The sequence below is a fragment of the Mycobacteroides sp. PCS013 genome (genome assembly GCF_049532645.1).
GTDB classification, from domain to species: domain Bacteria; phylum Actinomycetota; class Actinomycetes; order Mycobacteriales; family Mycobacteriaceae; genus Mycobacterium; species Mycobacterium gwanakae.
This window is the reverse complement of record NZ_CP150131.1, coordinates 4,054,428-4,072,160: the sequence shown is the minus strand read 5'-3', so window position 1 is coordinate 4,072,160 and position 17,733 is coordinate 4,054,428. Positions and strand designations below refer to the sequence as shown.

The 17,733-nt window shown below is 63.0% G+C and carries 17 protein-coding genes and 1 riboswitch; of the genes, 10 read left to right on the top strand and 7 right to left on the bottom strand.

From position 1 onward, the window contains the following. The first annotated feature begins 15 nt into the window (after positions 1–15). Entirely contained in the window at positions 16–711 is a 696-nt protein-coding gene (locus tag RHO23_RS20295; protein WP_070921272.1) for a restriction endonuclease, read from the top strand. On the opposite strand, the gene RHO23_RS20290 is transcribed toward RHO23_RS20295, so the two are convergent. From RHO23_RS20290 to RHO23_RS20280, 3 genes are read right to left on the bottom strand one after another with little or no spacing between them, the layout of a single operon-like run. After that, positions 632–1,297: a DUF3159 domain-containing protein gene (locus tag RHO23_RS20290; protein WP_070915999.1), complete on the bottom strand. Its 666-nt coding sequence runs from the start codon at positions 1,295–1,297 to the stop codon at positions 632–634. The two genes, RHO23_RS20295 and RHO23_RS20290, sit on opposite strands and share 80 nt — an antisense overlap. After that, on the bottom strand, positions 1,294–3,168 hold the full coding sequence (locus RHO23_RS20285; RefSeq protein ID WP_070922407.1) for a S9 family peptidase: 1,875 nt from the start codon (positions 3,166–3,168) through the stop codon (positions 1,294–1,296). Before RHO23_RS20285 ends, RHO23_RS20290 begins: the two co-directional genes overlap by 4 nt. Before the next feature lie 51 nt (positions 3,169–3,219). Then, entirely contained in the window at positions 3,220–4,473 is a 1,254-nt protein-coding gene (locus tag RHO23_RS20280) for a sodium:proton exchanger (RefSeq protein WP_064409991.1), read from the bottom strand. A gap of 227 nt (positions 4,474–4,700) precedes the next feature. On the opposite strand from RHO23_RS20280, the gene RHO23_RS20275 reads away from it, so the two are divergent. After that, on the top strand, positions 4,701–5,459 hold the full coding sequence (locus tag RHO23_RS20275; RefSeq protein ID WP_057964626.1) for a MerR family transcriptional regulator: 759 nt from the start codon (positions 4,701–4,703) through the stop codon (positions 5,457–5,459). A 5-nt stretch (positions 5,460–5,464) separates the two neighbouring features. On the opposite strand, the gene RHO23_RS20270 is transcribed toward RHO23_RS20275, so the two are convergent. The 3 genes from RHO23_RS20270 to RHO23_RS20260 all read right to left on the bottom strand — a co-directional run bounded on the left by RHO23_RS20270 (position 5,465) and on the right by RHO23_RS20260 (position 7,331). Next, entirely contained in the window at positions 5,465–5,665 is a 201-nt protein-coding gene (locus RHO23_RS20270; RefSeq protein WP_030097550.1) for a hypothetical protein, read from the bottom strand. Positions 5,666–5,685: 20 nt separating this feature from the next. Next, entirely contained in the window at positions 5,686–5,841 is a 156-nt protein-coding gene (locus RHO23_RS20265; protein ID WP_044105428.1) for a DUF6131 family protein, read from the bottom strand. Between the two features lie 74 nt (positions 5,842–5,915). Beyond that, positions 5,916–7,331 (bottom strand): phytoene desaturase family protein, encoded by a 1,416-nt coding sequence (locus RHO23_RS20260; RefSeq protein ID WP_070921270.1) that lies wholly within the window; start codon positions 7,329–7,331, stop codon positions 5,916–5,918. 239 nt (positions 7,332–7,570) lie between these two features. Here RHO23_RS20260 and RHO23_RS20255 point away from each other — a divergent pair, with 239 nt between their 5' ends. Further along, complete coding sequence (locus tag RHO23_RS20255) at positions 7,571–7,732, top strand: three-helix bundle dimerization domain-containing protein (RefSeq protein WP_423488239.1); 162 nt, start codon at positions 7,571–7,573, stop codon at positions 7,730–7,732. 4 nt (positions 7,733–7,736) lie between these two features. Here the strand turns inward: RHO23_RS20255 and RHO23_RS20250 are convergent, their stop codons facing one another. After that, the gene (locus tag RHO23_RS20250; RefSeq protein WP_070922428.1) at positions 7,737–8,414 is read right to left on the bottom strand and encodes a potassium channel family protein; all 678 of its coding nucleotides are present in this window, start codon (positions 8,412–8,414) and stop codon (positions 7,737–7,739) included. A gap of 60 nt (positions 8,415–8,474) precedes the next feature. Between RHO23_RS20250 and RHO23_RS20245 the strand changes: the two genes are divergently transcribed. The 7 genes from RHO23_RS20245 to RHO23_RS20215 all read left to right on the top strand — a co-directional run bounded on the left by RHO23_RS20245 (position 8,475) and on the right by RHO23_RS20215 (position 17,726). Beyond that, positions 8,475–9,971, top strand: a complete 1,497-nt coding sequence (locus RHO23_RS20245) for a potassium/proton antiporter (RefSeq protein WP_030097547.1) — start codon at positions 8,475–8,477, stop codon at positions 9,969–9,971. A gap of 83 nt (positions 9,972–10,054) precedes the next feature. Beyond that, a riboswitch (M-box (ykoK) riboswitch) is annotated at positions 10,055–10,224 on the top strand. 301 nt (positions 10,225–10,525) lie between these two features. Next, entirely contained in the window at positions 10,526–12,262 is a 1,737-nt protein-coding gene (locus RHO23_RS20240) for an NRAMP family divalent metal transporter (protein WP_070922406.1), read from the top strand. 38 nt (positions 12,263–12,300) lie between these two features. Beyond that, positions 12,301–12,540, top strand: a complete 240-nt coding sequence (locus RHO23_RS20235) for a WhiB family transcriptional regulator (RefSeq protein WP_232785744.1) — start codon at positions 12,301–12,303, stop codon at positions 12,538–12,540. Positions 12,541–12,843: 303 nt separating this feature from the next. Further along, the gene (locus RHO23_RS20230; RefSeq protein WP_064409988.1) at positions 12,844–13,239 is read left to right on the top strand and encodes a pyridoxamine 5'-phosphate oxidase family protein; all 396 of its coding nucleotides are present in this window, start codon (positions 12,844–12,846) and stop codon (positions 13,237–13,239) included. A 9-nt stretch (positions 13,240–13,248) separates the two neighbouring features. Further along, complete coding sequence (locus RHO23_RS20225; RefSeq protein ID WP_057967585.1) at positions 13,249–13,530, top strand: glutaredoxin domain-containing protein; 282 nt, start codon at positions 13,249–13,251, stop codon at positions 13,528–13,530. A 180-nt stretch (positions 13,531–13,710) separates the two neighbouring features. Next, positions 13,711–17,268 carry a carboxylic acid reductase gene (gene car / locus RHO23_RS20220; protein WP_070922405.1) on the top strand — a complete coding sequence of 1,186 codons (3,558 nt, stop codon included), beginning with the start codon at positions 13,711–13,713 and terminating at the stop codon, positions 17,266–17,268. A gap of 17 nt (positions 17,269–17,285) precedes the next feature. Further along, entirely contained in the window at positions 17,286–17,726 is a 441-nt protein-coding gene (locus tag RHO23_RS20215; RefSeq protein WP_030097541.1) for a helix-turn-helix transcriptional regulator, read from the top strand. Positions 17,727–17,733 lie beyond the last annotated feature (7 nt).

Below are 17,733 nucleotides of genomic sequence, written 5' to 3'. Positions count from 1 at the left end.
CTTAAAGTCCATCCAATGAGGCTGCGGCGTTTCAGACGGAGGGCTGCTCGTAGGTGGCACCGTCTTTCGCGTGCACTGGTCGTGCTGATCATCGTGGTGCTTGCCGGGCCGATCATCGCGCTGGCTGTCTGGCCCGGTGTCCTGGTGTACCGGAACACGGCAGACCCCGCGCTTGCCGCGCTGGCACAGGTCGGTTATCTGGCTTCGCCGTATGCGGTGTATCTGATTCTGCGCGGAGCGGGATGGTGCCTGCGTGGGCTCGGCGATGTCATGGCGCAGCGTCGTTACGAAGCCCAGCTGCGCAGGTATATGACAATGTCAGGGCTTTCCGAGATCGATGAGATGTCTGGCGTCGATTTCGAGACCTTCGTGGCGGCTCGTATGCACGGAGCCGGATGGCATATCGAGACAACGTCGGCATCCAGTGATTACGGCGTAGATCTGATAGCCACCAATCGGCGTGACGTCGTCGCCGTCCAATGCAAGCGGTACTCGAAGACAGTGGGTGTCAGGGCCGTTCAAGAGGTCGTTGCGGGTGCGCGGCATTACGACTGCACCCGCACCATGGTGGTCAGCAATCAGGATTTCACCCGCCAGGCGCAGGCTCTGGCCGCGACCAGCAAGTGTGAACTCATTGGTCGTGATCGGTTGCCGCGCTGGCTGAATCAAACTGAGATGCACGGCTCTTCGAACGCCGCACTGCCCAGATGACCACCAGAAGCGCTATTCCGGCGAGCGGATAGCCCATCGCGATGCGTGCGATGGCCAGCCAGCCAACCGAATCAGCGGCGTACAGCCATTCCTGCACAACAAATCTGGAGGCGAAAACGGCCGCCATGGTCAGTGTCGCCAGTGTGAAAGCGAATCGCGAGGGTTTGTCTTTGCGCCAGCGGTGCCCGGTGCCGGTTAAGCCGTGCCAGATCACTCCGGCTAGCGGCCAACCCACCAAGACCGAGACCAGGAACACGACTGCGCCGATCAGGTTGGTCCAGATACCCATCAGGAAGAAGCCCTTGGCCGAACCGGTTTGGTAGGCGATGGCCACCGAGATGGCCACCCCCAACAACCCGGAGATTGCCGGCTGCAGTGGTTGGTTGCGTAACCACCGCCACGCGGCGATGGCACCCGCCGTAGCCATGGATATCCAGATGGCACCGGCTAAGCCAAAAGCACTGTTGCCCAGTGCAAAAGTCACACTCGGTAGGCCGGCGTAGATGAGTCCGGATAGTCCGCCGACCTGTTCGAGAAGTGTGGGCTTGTTGTGGGGTTTGTCTGAGAACTCAACGACCTCGGTCACGACACCTGCCGTCCGCCCAGGTGCTGAGCCAGGAATCGCTCCGTCGCAAGAAACAGGTCGATCTGGTTTTCAGGGTTCAAGAACCCGTGCCCCTCGTCCTCTTTCACCATGTATTCGACCTCGACGCCGCGGGCCTTCAGTGCGGCCACGATGTTGTCGGACTCCGCTTGGACCACACGAACATCGTTGGCGCCCTGCACAACCAGCAACGGGGTGCGGATCTGATCCACCCGGCTGATGGGCGAGCGGGCGAGCATATCGGCTTCCTGCTCCGGCACCGCGGGATCGCCGACGTAGCGATACCAGTTGTTGGTCAGGTTCGGACGGACGAACGCGGGAAGGGTGCGCATGAAATTGGCCAGGTTGGAGATGCCCACGTAATCGATCGCGGCCGCGAAGACATCAGGAGTGAAGGCAACTCCGACCAGTGCGGAGTAACCACCATACGAGCCACCGAAGATCGCGACCCGGCTCGGATCGGCGTAGCCCTGCTTGACCGCCCAGTCAACGGCGTCGATCAGATCGTCGTGCATCTTGCCCGCGAACTCGCCGATGGCCGCTTTCGTGAATGCCTTTCCATAGCCGGTGGATCCGCGGAAGTTGACCTGCAGCACTGCGTATCCACGGTTGGCCAGGAGCTGCACCGACGGATCGAATCCCCAGCTGTCACGGTGCCACGGACCGCCGTGGACCACCAGCACCAGGGGTAGTCCTGCGGGTTCCACACCCACGGGCAGCGTCAGGTAGGAGTGCAGACTCAAGCCGTCGCGCGAGGTGATCGTCACGGGCGTCATGGGCGCAAGCGTCGCCGGATCCAAGTGCGGGTACGGACGGAACAGCTGTCTGCTTTCGCCCTTCTCATGGTCGTAGAAGTAGGTGACACCGGGATCCCGGTCGTGGGTGAAGCTGACCACCCAACGGTTGCCGTTCTCGTCGCACGAGATTTCCGCGAGGTCGCCGTCGGAGAGCTCCTGAAGCTTTTCCAGCACCGGAGCGAAGTCCGGATCCAGAACCCGGATATCCTGCCGCTCACCGAGATAGCGAACGGCCAGTAACTCCCCGGTCTTGCGTTGCCGGATCAGCGCCGGTGCCAGACCCAGGGCAGCGGAGAGGTCGAACGAAGGGTGGCTGTCGACCACCGACTCTTCGCCGGTGGCCAGGTCGAGCCGGACCAGACGCGTGCGATCGGTATCGCGGCTTGAGCCCATCCACAACCCGGTGCCGTCCGGGGTCATCTGTGTCGGGTGCATGCCGACCGGGTAGTCCGCGCCGTTGTACACGACGAGAGACTCCAGCGCCCCGGACTCGTATCGGGAGAACTCGATATCGCCTTCAGGTGTCAGCGATTGGGTGAACACTTCATGATGAGGGCCGCAGAACCAGGACATGACGTTGCCGGGGTTTTCAGCGAGCATGGTCAGTTCGCCGGATGCGACATCGAGCTCGTACAGGTCGATTTGGTCGATCCTGCGGTGGTTCAGCTGAACGAATAGTTTTCCGGGACGGCCGTGGGGCTGCTCCAGGCCCAGTAGACGCACGCCGGGGTACGGAGTGAGATCGAGTGCCGGGGTATCGGGACTGTCCAGGTCAACCCGGTATAGATGCCAGTTCTCGTCACCACCGGAGTCCTGCACGTATAGCAGCCAACGCGGGTCATCGACCCAGAGAAATCCTGTGACGCTGCGTGTTTCGTCGTAGGTAACACACCGTGCGGCGGCGTTGTTGTCGTCATCGAGGGTTTGGACCCATACGTTGAGCCGGTTCTTCCTCGGTGCCAGGTACGCGATCTTGGTGCCGTCCGGTGAGATCGATGCGGATGCGCGAACCGGCGGATCGAAGAATTCTTCGACGGTGATGAGCTTGGGCAGCACGGTGGGTGTTCCTCTCGGTGTGGCGGAGTAACACCAGGAGAAACTATGCCGCTACGGCACAGTCAACTGTGGGGTCGCGGACCTGCTGAATGGCGCGCGAAGTGTCGCGATGACGTGCCTGCGGTTGACGATCAAGCCGGCGACCGCCAAGACGGCGTACACGCCGCACAGGATCAGCCGGCCGTGGGTTGAGGTGATGGGGAACTGGATCACGAACAATGCCAGTAGCGCCCACGCGGTGCCACGGTGGAATCGCAGCGCGAGGATCAGGGCCACACCCATCATGGTTTGCGTGGCGGTCAGCAGGGTTTCTTCGACCTGCCGGGCATCGAGAACCAGGGAGTAGCCGCCACCGCCCGCCAGATGGGCGATCGGGAGCGAACCGATCAGGAGCGTCCACTGATTGACCTTGGACGAGATCAAGGTCGCGATGGCGGCGGTTCCCTTGCCCCGCGCGGCGAAAATCGCGGCGATGATGAACTCGGGCGCTTCGGATGCCAGCGGCGCCAACCACTGCACCAGCAGGAACTGGTCGATGCCCAGTTGCGTTCCGGCGCTTACCAGGCTGTTGGCGAAGGGTTCTGCGCACAACAGGATGATCGACGCGGCAAGAATGAACATCGTCACCACGGTGCTGCGGCGCATGTGCTTGGGCAGCATGCCGATGGCCGCGGCGGTGCCCACCAACTGCGGTTCCTCGGCTTCGCCGCGGCTGATCGTGAACAGGTAGAACCCGAACCAGGCCAGCAATGCGATGCCCAGCACGAGGTGAATCTGGCCGCTTGCCGGTATCACGAACGCCACGACCCCGGCCACGAGCAGGAATCCAAGCTCGATGCGGTTAGACGGCTCCAGCGACAGCAGGTTGGTGGGGCGACCGGATGTCTTGCGCGCCACCGCGAGTGCGATGAGAACGACAACGGGCCAGCCCAGTCCCATCAACAACCTGTTCGAGCCGGTCATGTTCGCCGCGGCGTATTGGCTGTACTCGGGGACCTGGCCGGAGATGTAGGCGTAGTAGAGGTCGACGGCGTATTCGGGCAGTACTGCGATCAGGGCCAGCACCGCGATGGCCAGGCCGCCGGAGACGTCGATCTGCGCGGCCTCCGCGGCCCAGGCCAACACGAAGCTGGCGGCTACCACCGCAGCGCCGTAGATCACGAGAGCTACTACCGGATTCGGATGCAACCCACCGATCCGAGTGATCAGTGCGGGCGCCATGAACAACGCCGTGATGAACACCGACCGCAGGAGCTGACGGCGCAGCGCACCGGGCACGGTGGTCACGTTGGCGGTGGTCTGCACGGGGACCAAGTTAGCACCGCCGCGTGCGCTCAGCAACAGATCGATACCCCTGTGTGATGCACTTGAAATGGGAAAATTAGCAGCTAGTAGGCACCGTTATGAATTCTTCGGTTACCCTAATATCAGAATGTGGCAAACCAGATAGTGAGCGTTGGCCGGGGAGTTGCTGGTAGCCGAGGGTTTCGAATGTTGACCATGCCGCAGCGGCATAGTGTCCAGTGGGCGGTATGTCGGCAGATGCAGAAGGAGTAACGGTGGGCTGGAGTACGCGGGAGCTTGCCGAGCTCGCCGGCACCAGCCTGCGTGCTGTGCGCCACTACCACGACATAGGCCTGCTCGATGAGCCGAAACGTCGGTCGAACGGCTACAAGAGTTACGGAGTCGCACACCTGGTCAGGGTGCTGCAAATCAAACGTCTTACGGGGCTGGGTCTCTCCTTGAAGCAGATCGCGGAGATGGATGAGGCCGACGAGGATCCGCAAGAGGCATTACGGGCACTGGACGCAGAACTCGCCGCGACCATCGAACGGCTGCAACGCATTCGTGACGAGCTTGGTCAAATACTGTCCAGCAAGGTGCCGGCCGACATGCCGCCCGAATTCGGCTCCGCGGCAGTCGCTATGGAGCTCACCGATACCGACCGCTCGCTGGCATTCGTCATGTCCCGGGTGCTCGGTCCGCAAGGGCTGCAGGCTTTCATCGGGATGTTCTTGGACCAGCAAGACCGCGATCTCGACCGCGAGCTGGAAAATCTGGCGTCGGACGCCGACGAGCAGACGCGCGCCGATCTTGCGGCCCGGATGTCCTCACATGCCCGGAAGCTCTACGCCGATCACCCGGGGATGCTGAACTCGACCGCGGACGCTCCGCGCGGGCAGCAATTCGCCGAACGCACGGTGGCGCGGGCACTGTTGGACCTGTTCAACCCGGCGCAGCTCGACGTGCTGGTTCGGGTGGGTGCGGCGATCAGATCAGAGCCGGGCTGAGTGGTTCACGGGCTTGGCTGCGGGATGTTGCACTGACTGACCGTCGGATTGAGTCCCGCGTAGTTGAGCGGACCGGCGAGCACAGTCAGCGCGATGGTTCCCGCGCTGGCACAGGTTTGCGGGCTGTTGGTGAAGTATCCGCGTTGAGCGACGGCGATGGCCCCTACGATCAGCCAGACGGCGAGCAACAATCCTGCGTACCGCATGATGTACTCCTTTGCGGCTCTTAGTAGTAGTGGCGACGGCCACCGATGGCGTGCCCCATGCGGCCCGCCACCATCAGGATCAATCCGATGACGATGAGCACAACCCCGCCGGTCCACAACCATCCAATGTCGAGAAAGAAACCGGCAGCCAACAGGATGGCCCCGAGGACGATCATGGCCCTCACCTCGTTCCGTGCGGGTTCCCACGCACTACATTTTGTTTACGGTGTCAACCATACGCCGTCGGCCCTCATCGGGGGAGATGTTTGAGCGCGGTCTTCGCGGCATGTACACCGCACATGCCGTGAGCGCCGGGGCCGGGCGGTGTGGCCGCCGAACAGAGGTACATACCCGGTGTGCCAAGGCTGTACGGGGCGAGTCCGACGCGGGGGCCGAATACCAGCTGCCGAATGTCCTTGGCGCCGGTCATGATGTCTCCGCCCACGTAGTTGGCGTTGTACACCGACATCTCCGTGGTGGAGCGCACCGCCAGACCGACGACCCGTTCACGAAACCCGGGTGCGAATCGTTCGATCTGCCCGATGATCGCCTCGGTAGCGTCTCCGGTGTAACCGAATGGCACGTGCGCGTAGGTCCACAACGGGTGGATATTGCCGGAGGAGCGCTGCGGGTCGGCCAGATACTGTTGGCCGACAAGGACGAAGGGGTGCTCAGGCATGGCGCCCGCGTGGATCTGCCGCTCGGTTGAGGCCACCTCCGCGTAGTTCCCGCCGAGGTGCACAGTGCCTGCCCGTCGGGCGGCGGGTGCGGTCCACGGCACGCCGCCCTCGATCGCGAAATCGACCTTGAAGGCGCCGGGCCCGTGCCGGAAACGCGTGAACGCTCGGGCGGCTCGCGGGGGCAGCCGATCACCGAGAATCTTTGCTACAGAGCGTGGTTCAAGGTCGAACAGCGTGAGATCGGCGGCGGGTAGTTGCGCGGCGTCATCGATGCGAATGCCCGTCTGCACCTGTGCTCCCAGGTCTCTGAGCGTTGTGATCATGGCGTCGACGAGAGAACCGGTGCCGCCGGAGACAACGGGCCAGCCGTAGTGGTGGCCGGCCGTCATGATTCCGAGACCCACCGCGGCAGTCATGGGGTAGTGCAATGGCCGGAAGGCATGTGCGGCGACGCCGCCGTACAGTGCGCGAGCCGGTTCAGTGCGGAGCAGTTGTGCAATGGCTGAGGCGGGCAGGGCGGCGGGTATTCCGAATCGCGCCATCTGCACCGGGTGGCTGGGCATCCGCAGCAATGGTGCGGTGATGTCTTCCACGAGGGTGTCGAAATGCCGCGAGGGAGAGCCGAACAACGCACGCCAACGGTTGCCGTCCCGCCCCATCTGTGCGGCGGTGTCCTCGACTGACCGGAGCAGCACGCCTGCCGAGCCGTCATCGAGGGGGTGAACACAGTCGATCTCGGGCAGCAGCCAATGCACACCATGGCGAGCCAGATCCAGGCTGGTTAAGAACGGGGACCCGATGGCCATCGGGTGCACGGCCGCACAGTGGTCATGGATGAGCCCAGGGTGGAGCATCTCCGAGGAGCGGCACCCGCCCCCGGGTTCATCAGTGGCTTCCAACACAGTGACAGAGATCCCCGCGCGGGCGAGGGTAATTGCTGCGGCTAGCCCATTGGGTCCGCTGCCGACTACGGTCGCGGTGCTCATCGAGCTACCAGGAGGCCGGTCCAAACACTGCGAGATACGCAGGTGATCAACGAATTACAGACGACCTGCACCGTGACATCCACCTCCGTAGGGTCTGTCATCCGAGTCTACAAACTCGGTTGCGGAGCCCTTGGCTGGCCGTCGTCGACGTCAATTTCGGCAGTTGACGAAACTGTAAACGTAGTGCAAATTTTGTCCCTGTGGCGGTACTCGGTAGGCAGGCAGGGATCGGCGAGCTCGTGGAACAGCTTCATGGGCGGCATCCGAATCTGACTCGCGACATCGTCGAGGCGGTGGTTAGGGCCGAGCACTCCCGCTTCGATGACAGCCCGCTGCGTGACTACGTTCCACTGCTGGTGGAGCGGCGGGTGCGCGAGGAACTGGCCCTGCTCAGCGTGTAGCCATTTATCTGTCGGGTGACACCGCAGCTCCATGGATTGCTGCGCGAACCGCGGCCTCGACGGCACTGTTGGCGATAAAGAGCATCTCGTCCCCGGCCTCCAAGATGTCCTCTGGTTTGGGTACAACAACGGATCCATTCCGAATCACGGTGACCAGTGCAGTGTTTGGCGGCAAGTCCAGGTTGGCTACACGCTGTCCTACCAATGGATTGTCTTCCGGCAGGGTGAGTTTTGTCAGTTCCGCGCTGCCCTCACGCAACCCCATGAGGCGGACCAGATGGCCGATGTCGATCGCGCCCTCGATACTCGCCACCATGGCGCCGGGCGTGGAGACTGCCACATCGATGCCCCAGTTCGGGCCGAACAGCGACTGATTGCGGATGTCGTTGATGCGGGCCACGACCCTGGGCACACCGAACTCGGTCTTGGCCAGCAGGCCCACGACCAGATTTGCCTTGTCGTCACCGGTGGCGGCGACAACCACGTCACAGGTCTCGATCCCTGCTTCTTCGAGAGTCTCCAGCTCGCAGGCATCGGCGTTGAGCCAGTCGGCCCCGGGCACCGCGTGCGGATCGAAGTTGCTGCGCTCGCGTTCGATCAGCAGGATCTTGTGGCCGTAGTCGAGCAGCTCGCGGGCAACGGAACGGCCGACCTTGCCGGCGCCGGCAACAGCGACTCGCATCTTCCGTTCCACCATCCCGCTATCGTGCCCTATTAATCAGAGTCGACCGACGGGAATGACGTGAGCCTGCACGAGCTGTACCTGGCCTTGCTTATCGGTGGGCTTGTGCTGCTCGCCAGCATTGTCGGCACTCGGGTGGCTACGCGTATCGGGTTCCCCAGCCTTTTGTTCTTTCTTTTGGTGGGTGTGGTGCTTGGCGAAGACGGGCTCGGCCTTGACTTCGACAATGTGGAACTGGCCCGGAATGTGTGCACCGCAGCACTGGCGGTCATTCTCGTCGAGGGTGGTTTGACCACGCGGTTTTCCGACATTCGTAAGGTGCTCGCACCCGCCGGTGCGCTGGCCACCGTCGGAGTGGTGATCAGCACGGTGGTAACCGCCGTCGGTGCGCACGTGTTGTTGCGTATGGACTGGCAGTTGGCATTGCTGTTGGGCGCCATCGTGTCCTCCACCGATGCCGCGGCCGTGTTCTCCGTTCTGAGGGTGCTGCCGCTGCCGCGCCGGCTCGCGGGTCTGCTGGAGGCGGAGTCCGGATTCAACGACGCTCCCGCCGTGATTCTGGTCTTGATGTTCAGCATCGTGCCCTTCGTATTCGAGCCGAAGAGTGCCGTTGTTCAGATCGTGTATGAACTCCTGGCCGGTTCTGCGATCGGTTTGGTGTGTGGGTTTGTTGGGGCGATCGCACTGCGCCGCGTTGCGCTGCCCGCGTCGGGTTTGTACCCGATCGCGACATTCGGTATCGGTCTGGTCGCGTTCGCGGCCTCCGGCAGCGTGCACGCCAGCGGATTCATCGCCGCCTATCTGGCCGCCGTGGTGCTGGCCAATTCCGGTCTACCGCACCGGTCTGCTACCCGATCGTTCGCAGAGGGGCTCGGTTGGCTGGCGCAGATAGGTCTTTTCGTGCTGCTGGGCTTGCTGGTCAATCCCAGTGAGTTGTGGGGCGACCTGGTTCCGGCAATCGTCGTCGGGCTCGTGCTGCTGCTGGTGGCCCGGCCGCTGTCTGTGGTGGGATCACTTGTCGGTTTCGGAATCCCCTGGCGCGAGCAGGCCTTTCTGTCCTGGGCAGGTTTGCGCGGTGCGGTGCCCGTCGTTCTTGCCACCTTCCCGATCGTGGAGGGCGTGCCGAACAGTTACCGTCTGCTGAATATCGTGTTCGTTCTGGTGGTGGTTTTCACCCTGGTGCAGGGGCCAAGCTTGCGGCCCGTCGCGCGTCTGCTCGGCCTGATCACTCGCGAGGCCACCCGTGAAATCCAAGTCGAGGCAGCGCCTTTGGATGTGCTGGACGCCGAGCTGCTCACCATGAAGGTGCAGTCGGATTCCCGGTTACGCAATGTCACCATCCTCGAATTGCGATTACCGGATCCGGCTGTCGTCACCCTGATCATCAGGCAGGGCAACACCTTCGTTCCGCTACCGGACACCAGGATCGAATCGGACGATGAATTGATGATCGTCACTACCAGCAAGGCGCGGGCGTTGACCGAGTCGCGACTGCGTGCGGTGAGTCGGCGCGGCAAGCTCGCGTACTGGTTCGACGAGTACGGGGACCTCGGCTGATTGCGGCGCATAGCGTCAAGAAATTGTGGGGTATTAGGGTTTGCGTTGACGCACAGCAGCACTCGGGCATACAGTAACGCGCGTCAGCACCTCGCTAGGCGAGGCTCCTGCACGAACACAGGCCACTGATCCGACGACGTCGAGAGACGCCCAGGGTTAGGACAGATCTCCCCGGCCTAAGGGGTGATCCGAGGTGGCTTCCCGTTGGGGATTACGTCGTGCAGTGCCGAAGCTCTGACGAGAGAGGTGGTCGGCCCGCTCATTGGCGGGCGCTCTCTCCTGTCTGGGCGCCTTTGACGTGCGTTGACATGAAGATGTTGCGGCACAGCCGCTCTGGCAGCGAGGAGGTGAGGGACGACATGCAGTCCGGCGATAGTCCGTATCCCAGTCCGGGTCGGCAACCTGGCCTAGACCAGCACGTACACGTGTTCCCAGCCTTCCGCTGCGATACCGCTCACGTCTGACCTGTCGCGAAAAACATTGCGCCAGGCTTGATTTGCTGTGCGCGGAAATCGTCCGCAGTGGACCGAACCCTGAGAAGGGCGGCATCTGCTATGGCATTTTTCAACGGCGTTTCCCGCCGATACGACGACGGCACCCAAGCCCCTACTAGCGCCGTCATGGATAGCGCGCATGTCGGCGACATCGTCGGCGCCCTGGGCAGCATCGGGCAGAATGAGAGCACCGAGGGCCGCAGTAAGCGACAGCGATTCCGGATGTTGTTGGCAGTCTTGGGCCCCGGCCTCATCGTGATGGTCGGCGACAACGACGCGGGAGGCGTCGCCACGTACGCCCAGGCCGGACAGAACTACGGCATGGCATTGATATGGACGTTGGCCCTGCTGATTCCCGTTCTCTACGTGAATCAGGAGATGGTGGTCCGGCTCGGTGCGGTCGCGGGGGTGGGGCATGCGCGGCTTATCTTCACCAGGTTCGGACGGTTCTGGGGTGCGTTCAGCGTCGGCGACCTGTTTGTGGTGAACGCGCTGACGATCGTGACCGAATTCATCGGCGTGGCGATGGCGTTGAGCTACTTCGGACTTCCCCGGTGGATCTCGGTGCCGCTGGCTGCCGTGTTGTTGTTCGCGGTGATCGCCGGAGGATCGTTCCGGCGCTGGGAGCGATTCCTGTTCGCGCTCATCGCGCTCAACGTGGTGATGATTCCGATGGTGGTCTTGGTTCGGCCCACGCTGGCCGAAACGGCCTCCGGATTCGTTCCGTCATTTCCGGGCGGGTTGAACGCAGAACTGCTGATGTTGATCGTCGCGATCGTGGGTACCACGGTGGCACCGTGGCAGCTGTTCTTCCAGCAGTCCAACATCGTGGACAAGCGTTTGACTCCGCGCTGGATCCGTTACGAGCGAATCGATCTGGCGATCGGAATCGTCGTGGTGATGGTCGGCGCCATGTGCATCATGGGAGCTGCCGCATTCGGCCTGGCGGGTACCGACGCTGTCGGGAACTTCACCGACGCGGGTGCCGTCGCGCGGCTGCTGCACGAGCATGTGAGCCCTACGGTGGGTGCGCTCTTCGCCCTCTTGCTGCTGGATGCCTCGCTCATCGGCGCCAACGCGGTGGGTTTGGCCACCACCTATGCGCTGGGCGATACCTTCGGCAAGCGCCACTCGCTGCACTGGAAGCTCAGCGAGGCACCCACTTTCTACCTGGGCTATGGCGCGTTGCTCGCGGTAGCCGCGGCGGTGTCGTTCAGCCCGGATCCGGTGCTGGGTGTCCTCACTCAGGGGGTGCAGGCACTTGCCGGCGTGCTGCTGCCCTCGGCGACGGTGTTCTTGGTGCTGCTGTGCAACGACAAGGCAGTCCTGGGGCCGTGGGTCAACAACGTGCGCCAGAACATCGTTGCGGGAGTGATCGTTTGGTCATTGGTACTGCTGTCGTTGTCGCTGACCGCGGTGACATTCTTCCCGGACCTGACGACCCAACAGCTCAAGATGTTCTTTGGGGCCGGAGTCGTTGCCGGAGTCGTTGGTGGACTGGTGATTTACGCGATGCAGAAGCGGGCCGAGCGTGCTGGCGCTCGTGTCACGGCCAGCGATCTCGGGGGACTGGATCCCGCGGAGATCTGGGACCTCGAGTCCGCGCCGCGTGATCGGGTACTGCGGCGGGAAGTCCTGCGGCAGGAGCGTGAAACCTGGCGCACCCCAGCGCTGGACACGCTGGAACGCCCAACGTGGTCGCCGCTGCGTACCGCGGGAATGGTGGCTCTCCGTGGCTACCTCGTGCTGGCCGTGGTGCTGGTCGGTGTCAAAGTCGCGCAGACGATCGTGGGGTAGCGGAAATGAAGTGGCTTGAGTGGGCGCGCTGCCGTGGCATGTCGACCGATCTGTTCTTCTCGCCGGATAACGAACGGGGAAGGGCCCGAAATCTGCGGGAGGCACGCGCCAAACAGATCTGCCGGAATTGCCCGGTGCGGGACCCGTGCGGTAGGTACGCCATCGCGGCGGGCGAATCTTTCGGGGTGTGGGGAGCGACCACCCCACGGGAACGGCGCGACCGGAGCGGGGTGCCGCCGCGGAAGCGAGCACTAGACGTAGTTAGTCATTCCGAATAATATAGTTAGGTGACCCGAAACCATGAGATGGATCTGGGGTCCCGACACGCGTCCTGGTGTGAGACGGTTGCGATAGCTCAAGCAATCGCTCAGGGAGACAAGGTTTCCGCGGCGGGTATCTTACGGACCAGCCAGCGCCCGCTCGTGGTGTCCGAGGGTGTGCTGCACCTGCTCTCGGTGCTGATGCGCACGGCTCCGGTCGGTGATACGAGGCGACTACTCGACACCGCCCGGACCTGCACACCACCGCCGCCTATTCCGAATCTCGTTCCAGTACAACCACTCCAGGAGGTCACGCCCACTATGCCCACGCTCACCGATGAGATGAAGCGGATGCTCGGTTCCCAGCTGGCGATTCTTGCGACCGTGACCGACGGCACGACCCCTAACATCGGACCCAAACGCTCCCTGCGGGTCCGGGACGAGCATTCGCTGATTTTCAACGAGAACACCGGTGGGCAGACTTTGGCCAATATTCATGCGGGATCGAAGGTCTCGGTCGCGGTGATCGATCGCGAAGCGTTGGACGGCTACCGGTTTGTCGGTTCGGCCCACATTCACGAGTCGGGGCCCGCGTTCGACGATGCCGTCGCGTTCGCGCAGGAGCGCGGTCTGAAGTACCCGCGCTGTGCCGTCGTCATTGCGATCGACGACATCTACACGCTCAAGCCAGGTGTCACTGCGGGGAAGCGCGTGTAGACATGGATCATGACGAAGCCCATTTCAGCGTCTGACGAGGTTGTCCTGTACTGGCGACCGGGCTGCCCCTACTGCATCAAACTCCGGGCGGAACTGCGCTTCAGCGGACTTCGCTACACGCAGGTCAACATCTGGGAGTCCGCGGAGGCGGCGGCCTACGTGCGTTCCGTCGCCAACGGCAACGAGACGGTGCCGACTGTCGACGTCGCGGGGCATGCCGTGGTGAACCCCTCACGGCGGCAGCTGCTGGCCTTGGTTAGAGAGCATGCACCACAGGCGTTGCGAGAGTGACGCTCCTCACCCCGCGGTGACATCCGTGCTGGACCGCTCGGCCTGGACCAGCATGAATGCCCGATCGGTGGGAGGGGAGGGCCGTACGCTCACAGGGAATAGTTAGCGTAGGTATGTACTTTTCTTCTGTAGGCGTAACCGCCCCCCACGTACGTACATCGACTACTGAGGTGTCTAGGCATGACTGAAACGATTTCCACACCCGCCGCAACTACGACGCCCGACCTCGCCGATCAGCAAGAGCTCGAACGACGTGTCGCGCAGGTCGTGTCCAACGACCCGCAGCTACAGGCCCTCCTGCCCGATGACACGGTGTCCGACGCGGTCAACGAACCCGGCCTGACGCTCATCGAGCTGATCCGGCGGCTGCTGGAGGGCTATGGGGATCGCCCGGCTCTCGGGCAACGCGCCGTCGAATTGGTGACCGACGAGCACGGTGTGACCACCGTGGCGCTGAAGACCGAGTTCGTCACGACCTCCTACCGTGAGCTGTGGAATCGTGCCGAGGCCATCGCCGCCGCCTGGTACGCACAGGGAATTCGTGACGGGGACTTCGTCGCACAGCTCGGATTTACCAGCACGGACTTCGCCTCATTGGATGTCGCGGGGCTACGTCTGGGCACCGTCTCGGTGCCGTTGCAGACCGGCGCATCCGTGCAGCAGCGCAACGCGATCCTCGAAGAGACGCAGCCCACGGTGTTCGCCGCCAGCGTCGAGTACCTCGAGGCCGCGGTGGAATCCGTGCTCGCGACGCCGTCCGTGCAACTGTTGTCGGTGTTCGACTACCACCCGGAGGCGGATGCCCATCGTGCGGCACTGAGCGCCGTGCGTGACCGGCTGGAGACGGCCGGGCGGACGATCACCATCGATTCGTTGGGCGATGCCATCGCCCGTGGCCGCGAGCTTCCCGCAGCGCCACAGCCCAGCGAAGATCCCGACGCGCTGCGCCTGCTTATCTACACCTCCGGTAGCACCGGCACCCCGAAGGGAGCGATGTACCCGCAGTGGCTGGTGGCCAACCTGTGGCAGAAGAAGTGGCTCACCACAACGGTGATCCCATCCGTGGGCGTCAACTTCATGCCGATGAGCCACCTCGCGGGCCGCCTTACTCTGATGGGCACCCTCTCCGGCGGCGGTACGGCCTACTACATCGCGTCCAGCGACCTGTCGACGTTCTTCGAGGACATCGCGCTCATCCGTCCCACCGAGGTGCTGTTTGTGCCGCGGGTGGTGGAGATGGTCTTCCAGCGGTACCAGGCCGAGCTGGATCGCTCGCTCGCACCTGGCGAAAGCAATGCCGAAATCGCCGAACAGATCAAGGTGCGCATCCGCGAGGAAGATTTCGGTGGGCGTGTGCTCAACGCCGGATCTGGTTCTGCGCCACTGTCTCCCGAGATGAATGACTTCATGGAGTCGTTGCTGCAGGTAGCGATGCTCGACGGCTACGGTTCCACCGAGGCCGGCGCAGTGTGGCGTGACGGTGTCTTGCAGCGCCCTCCGGTCACCGAGTACAAGCTTGTTGATGTTCCCGAACTTGGTTACTTCACAACGGATTCCCCGCATCCGCGGGGTGAGCTGCGCATCAAGTCGGAGACCATGTTCCCCGGCTACTACAAGCGCCCCGAAACCACGGCGGATGTCTTCGACGAAGACGGCTTCTACATGACCGGCGACGTGGTCGCCGAGTTGGGACCGGACCACCTCAAGTACCTCGACCGCGTCAAGAACGTGCTCAAGCTCGCCCAGGGTGAGTTTGTCGCGGTGTCCAAGCTGGAGGCCGCCTACACCGGTAGTCCGCTGGTTCGGCAGATCTTCGTGTACGGCAACAGCGAGCGTTCGTACCTGCTGGCAGTAGTCGTGCCCACTCCGGAAGCCCTTGAACGATATGCGGATTCGCCGGATGCGCTCAAGCCGCTAATCCAGGATTCACTGCAGCAGGTCGCCAAGAGTGCGGAGCTACAGTCCTACGAAATCCCCCGGGACTTCATCGTTGAGACCGTGCCGTTCACGGTCGAGTCCGGATTGCTATCGGATGCCCGCAAGCTGTTGCGCCCCAAGCTGAAGGAGCACTACGGCGAACGACTGGAGGCGCTGTACGCCGACCTGGCCGAAAGTCAGAACGAGCGTCTGCGCGAGCTGGCGCGGGAGGCGGCGGGCCGTCCGGTGCTCGATACCGTGACCGATGCCGCTGCGGCTCTGTTGGGGGCGTCAGCGGCAGACCTGGGCCCAGATGTCCGGTTCATTGACCTCGGCGGTGACTCGCTTTCGGCGCTGTCGTACTCCGAATTGCTGCGCGACATCTTCGAGGTGGACGTTCCGGTCGGTGTCATCAACAGCGTCGCCAATGATCTCGCTGCCATCGCCCGGCACATTGAGGCACAGCGCACTGGCGCCGCGACGCAGCCGACGTTCGCATCGGTCCACGGCAGAGATGCCACGGTTATCAACGCAGCCGAACTCACCCTCGAAAAGTTCATTGACGAGTCGGTGTTGAAAGCGGCCAAGGAAATTCAGCCACCTACCGCGGACGTGAAGACCGTGTTGGTAACGGGCGGCAATGGCTGGCTTGGCCGCTGGCTGGTACTGGACTGGCTCGAGCGGCTGGTTCCCGCAGGCGGGAAGGTATACGCACTCATCCGCGGTACCGATGCCGCGGCCGCCCGTGCGCGCCTCGATGCCGTCTATGAGTCGGGAGACCCGAAGCTGTCGGCGCACTACCGTCAGCTCGCCGAGCAGGGCCTTGAAGTGATCGCCGGTGACTTCGGTGACCAGAACCTGGGTCTGTCCCAGGATATTTGGCAGAAGCTGGCCGCAGATGTCGATCTGATTGTCCATTCCGGTGCATTGGTGAACCATGTGCTGCCGTACAGCCAGCTGTTCGGCCCCAATGTGGCGGGCACCGCCGAGATCATCAAGTTGGCGATCTCCGAACGGCTCAAGCCGGTCACTTATCTGTCGACGGTCGGCATCGCCGATCAGATCCCGGTGACGCAGTTCGAGGAAGACTCCGATGTCAGGGAGATGTCGGCGCAGCGGCAGATCAACGATGGCTACGCCAACGGGTACGGCAATTCGAAATGGGCCGGCGAGGTGCTGCTACGTGAGGCCCATGACCTGGCGGGGCTGCCGGTGCGGGTGTTCCGGTCCGACATGATCCTGGCCCACAGCGAGTACCACGGTCAGCTCAATGTCACCGACGTGTTCACGCGAACCATCCAGAGTTTGTTGCTCACCGGCGTCGCACCGGGCAGCTTCTACGAATTGGATGCCGAAGGCAATCGTCAGCGCGCCCATTATGACGGCGTCCCAGGTGATTTCACGGCCGCTTCGATCACCGCGATTGGCGGTGTGAATGTGACGGACGGTTACCACAGCTTCGATGTGTTCAACCCCCACCACGACGGTGTCTCGATGGATACCTTCGTGGATTGGCTCATCGAGGCCGGGTACAAGATCGCCCGCATTGACGACTATGGCCAGTGGCTGGCGCGGTTCGAGACAGCCCTCAAGGGGTTGCCCGAGCAACAGCGCCAGCAGTCCGTGCTACCGCTGCTCAAGATGTACCAGAATCCGCAGTCGGCGATCGACGGAAGTGCGCTGCCGACAGCCGAATTCAGCGGAGCGGTGCGAGAGGCGAAGGTCGGCGGCCTGGACCAGACACCAGGTGAGATCCCGCATGTCACCAAGGAGCTGATCCTCAAGTACGCCGACGATATCAGTCTGCTGGGTCTGATCTAGCCGATAGAATCCCGCCTGTGACCCATGCAGGCGAGGAGCAGCGCCTGCGCGACCTCGCGCGTCTTCGCCGGGTACGCGACCGGATCGACCGCGAGTACGCGCAGCCGCTGAACGTCGAAGAACTGGCTCGCGATGCTCATATGTCCGCAGGGCACCTGAGCCGCCAGTTCAAGAGCGCTTACGGGGAGTCGCCGTACTCCTACCTCATGACCCGGCGGATCGAGCGGGCCATGATGCTGCTGCGGCGGGGAGACATGAGTGTCACCGACGTCTGCTTCGCGGTCGGTGGCTCATCGCTCGGCACTTTCAGCACGCGTTTCGCCGAACTGGTCGGTGTTCCGCCCAGTGTGTACCGAGAGCGCTCTGCAGAGCACGTCGCAGGAATCCCGGCGTGCGTCGCCAAGCACGTCACCAGACCGATCAGGAATCAAGAAGCTACCACTGCGCGGCGCAGCTAGCGTGACC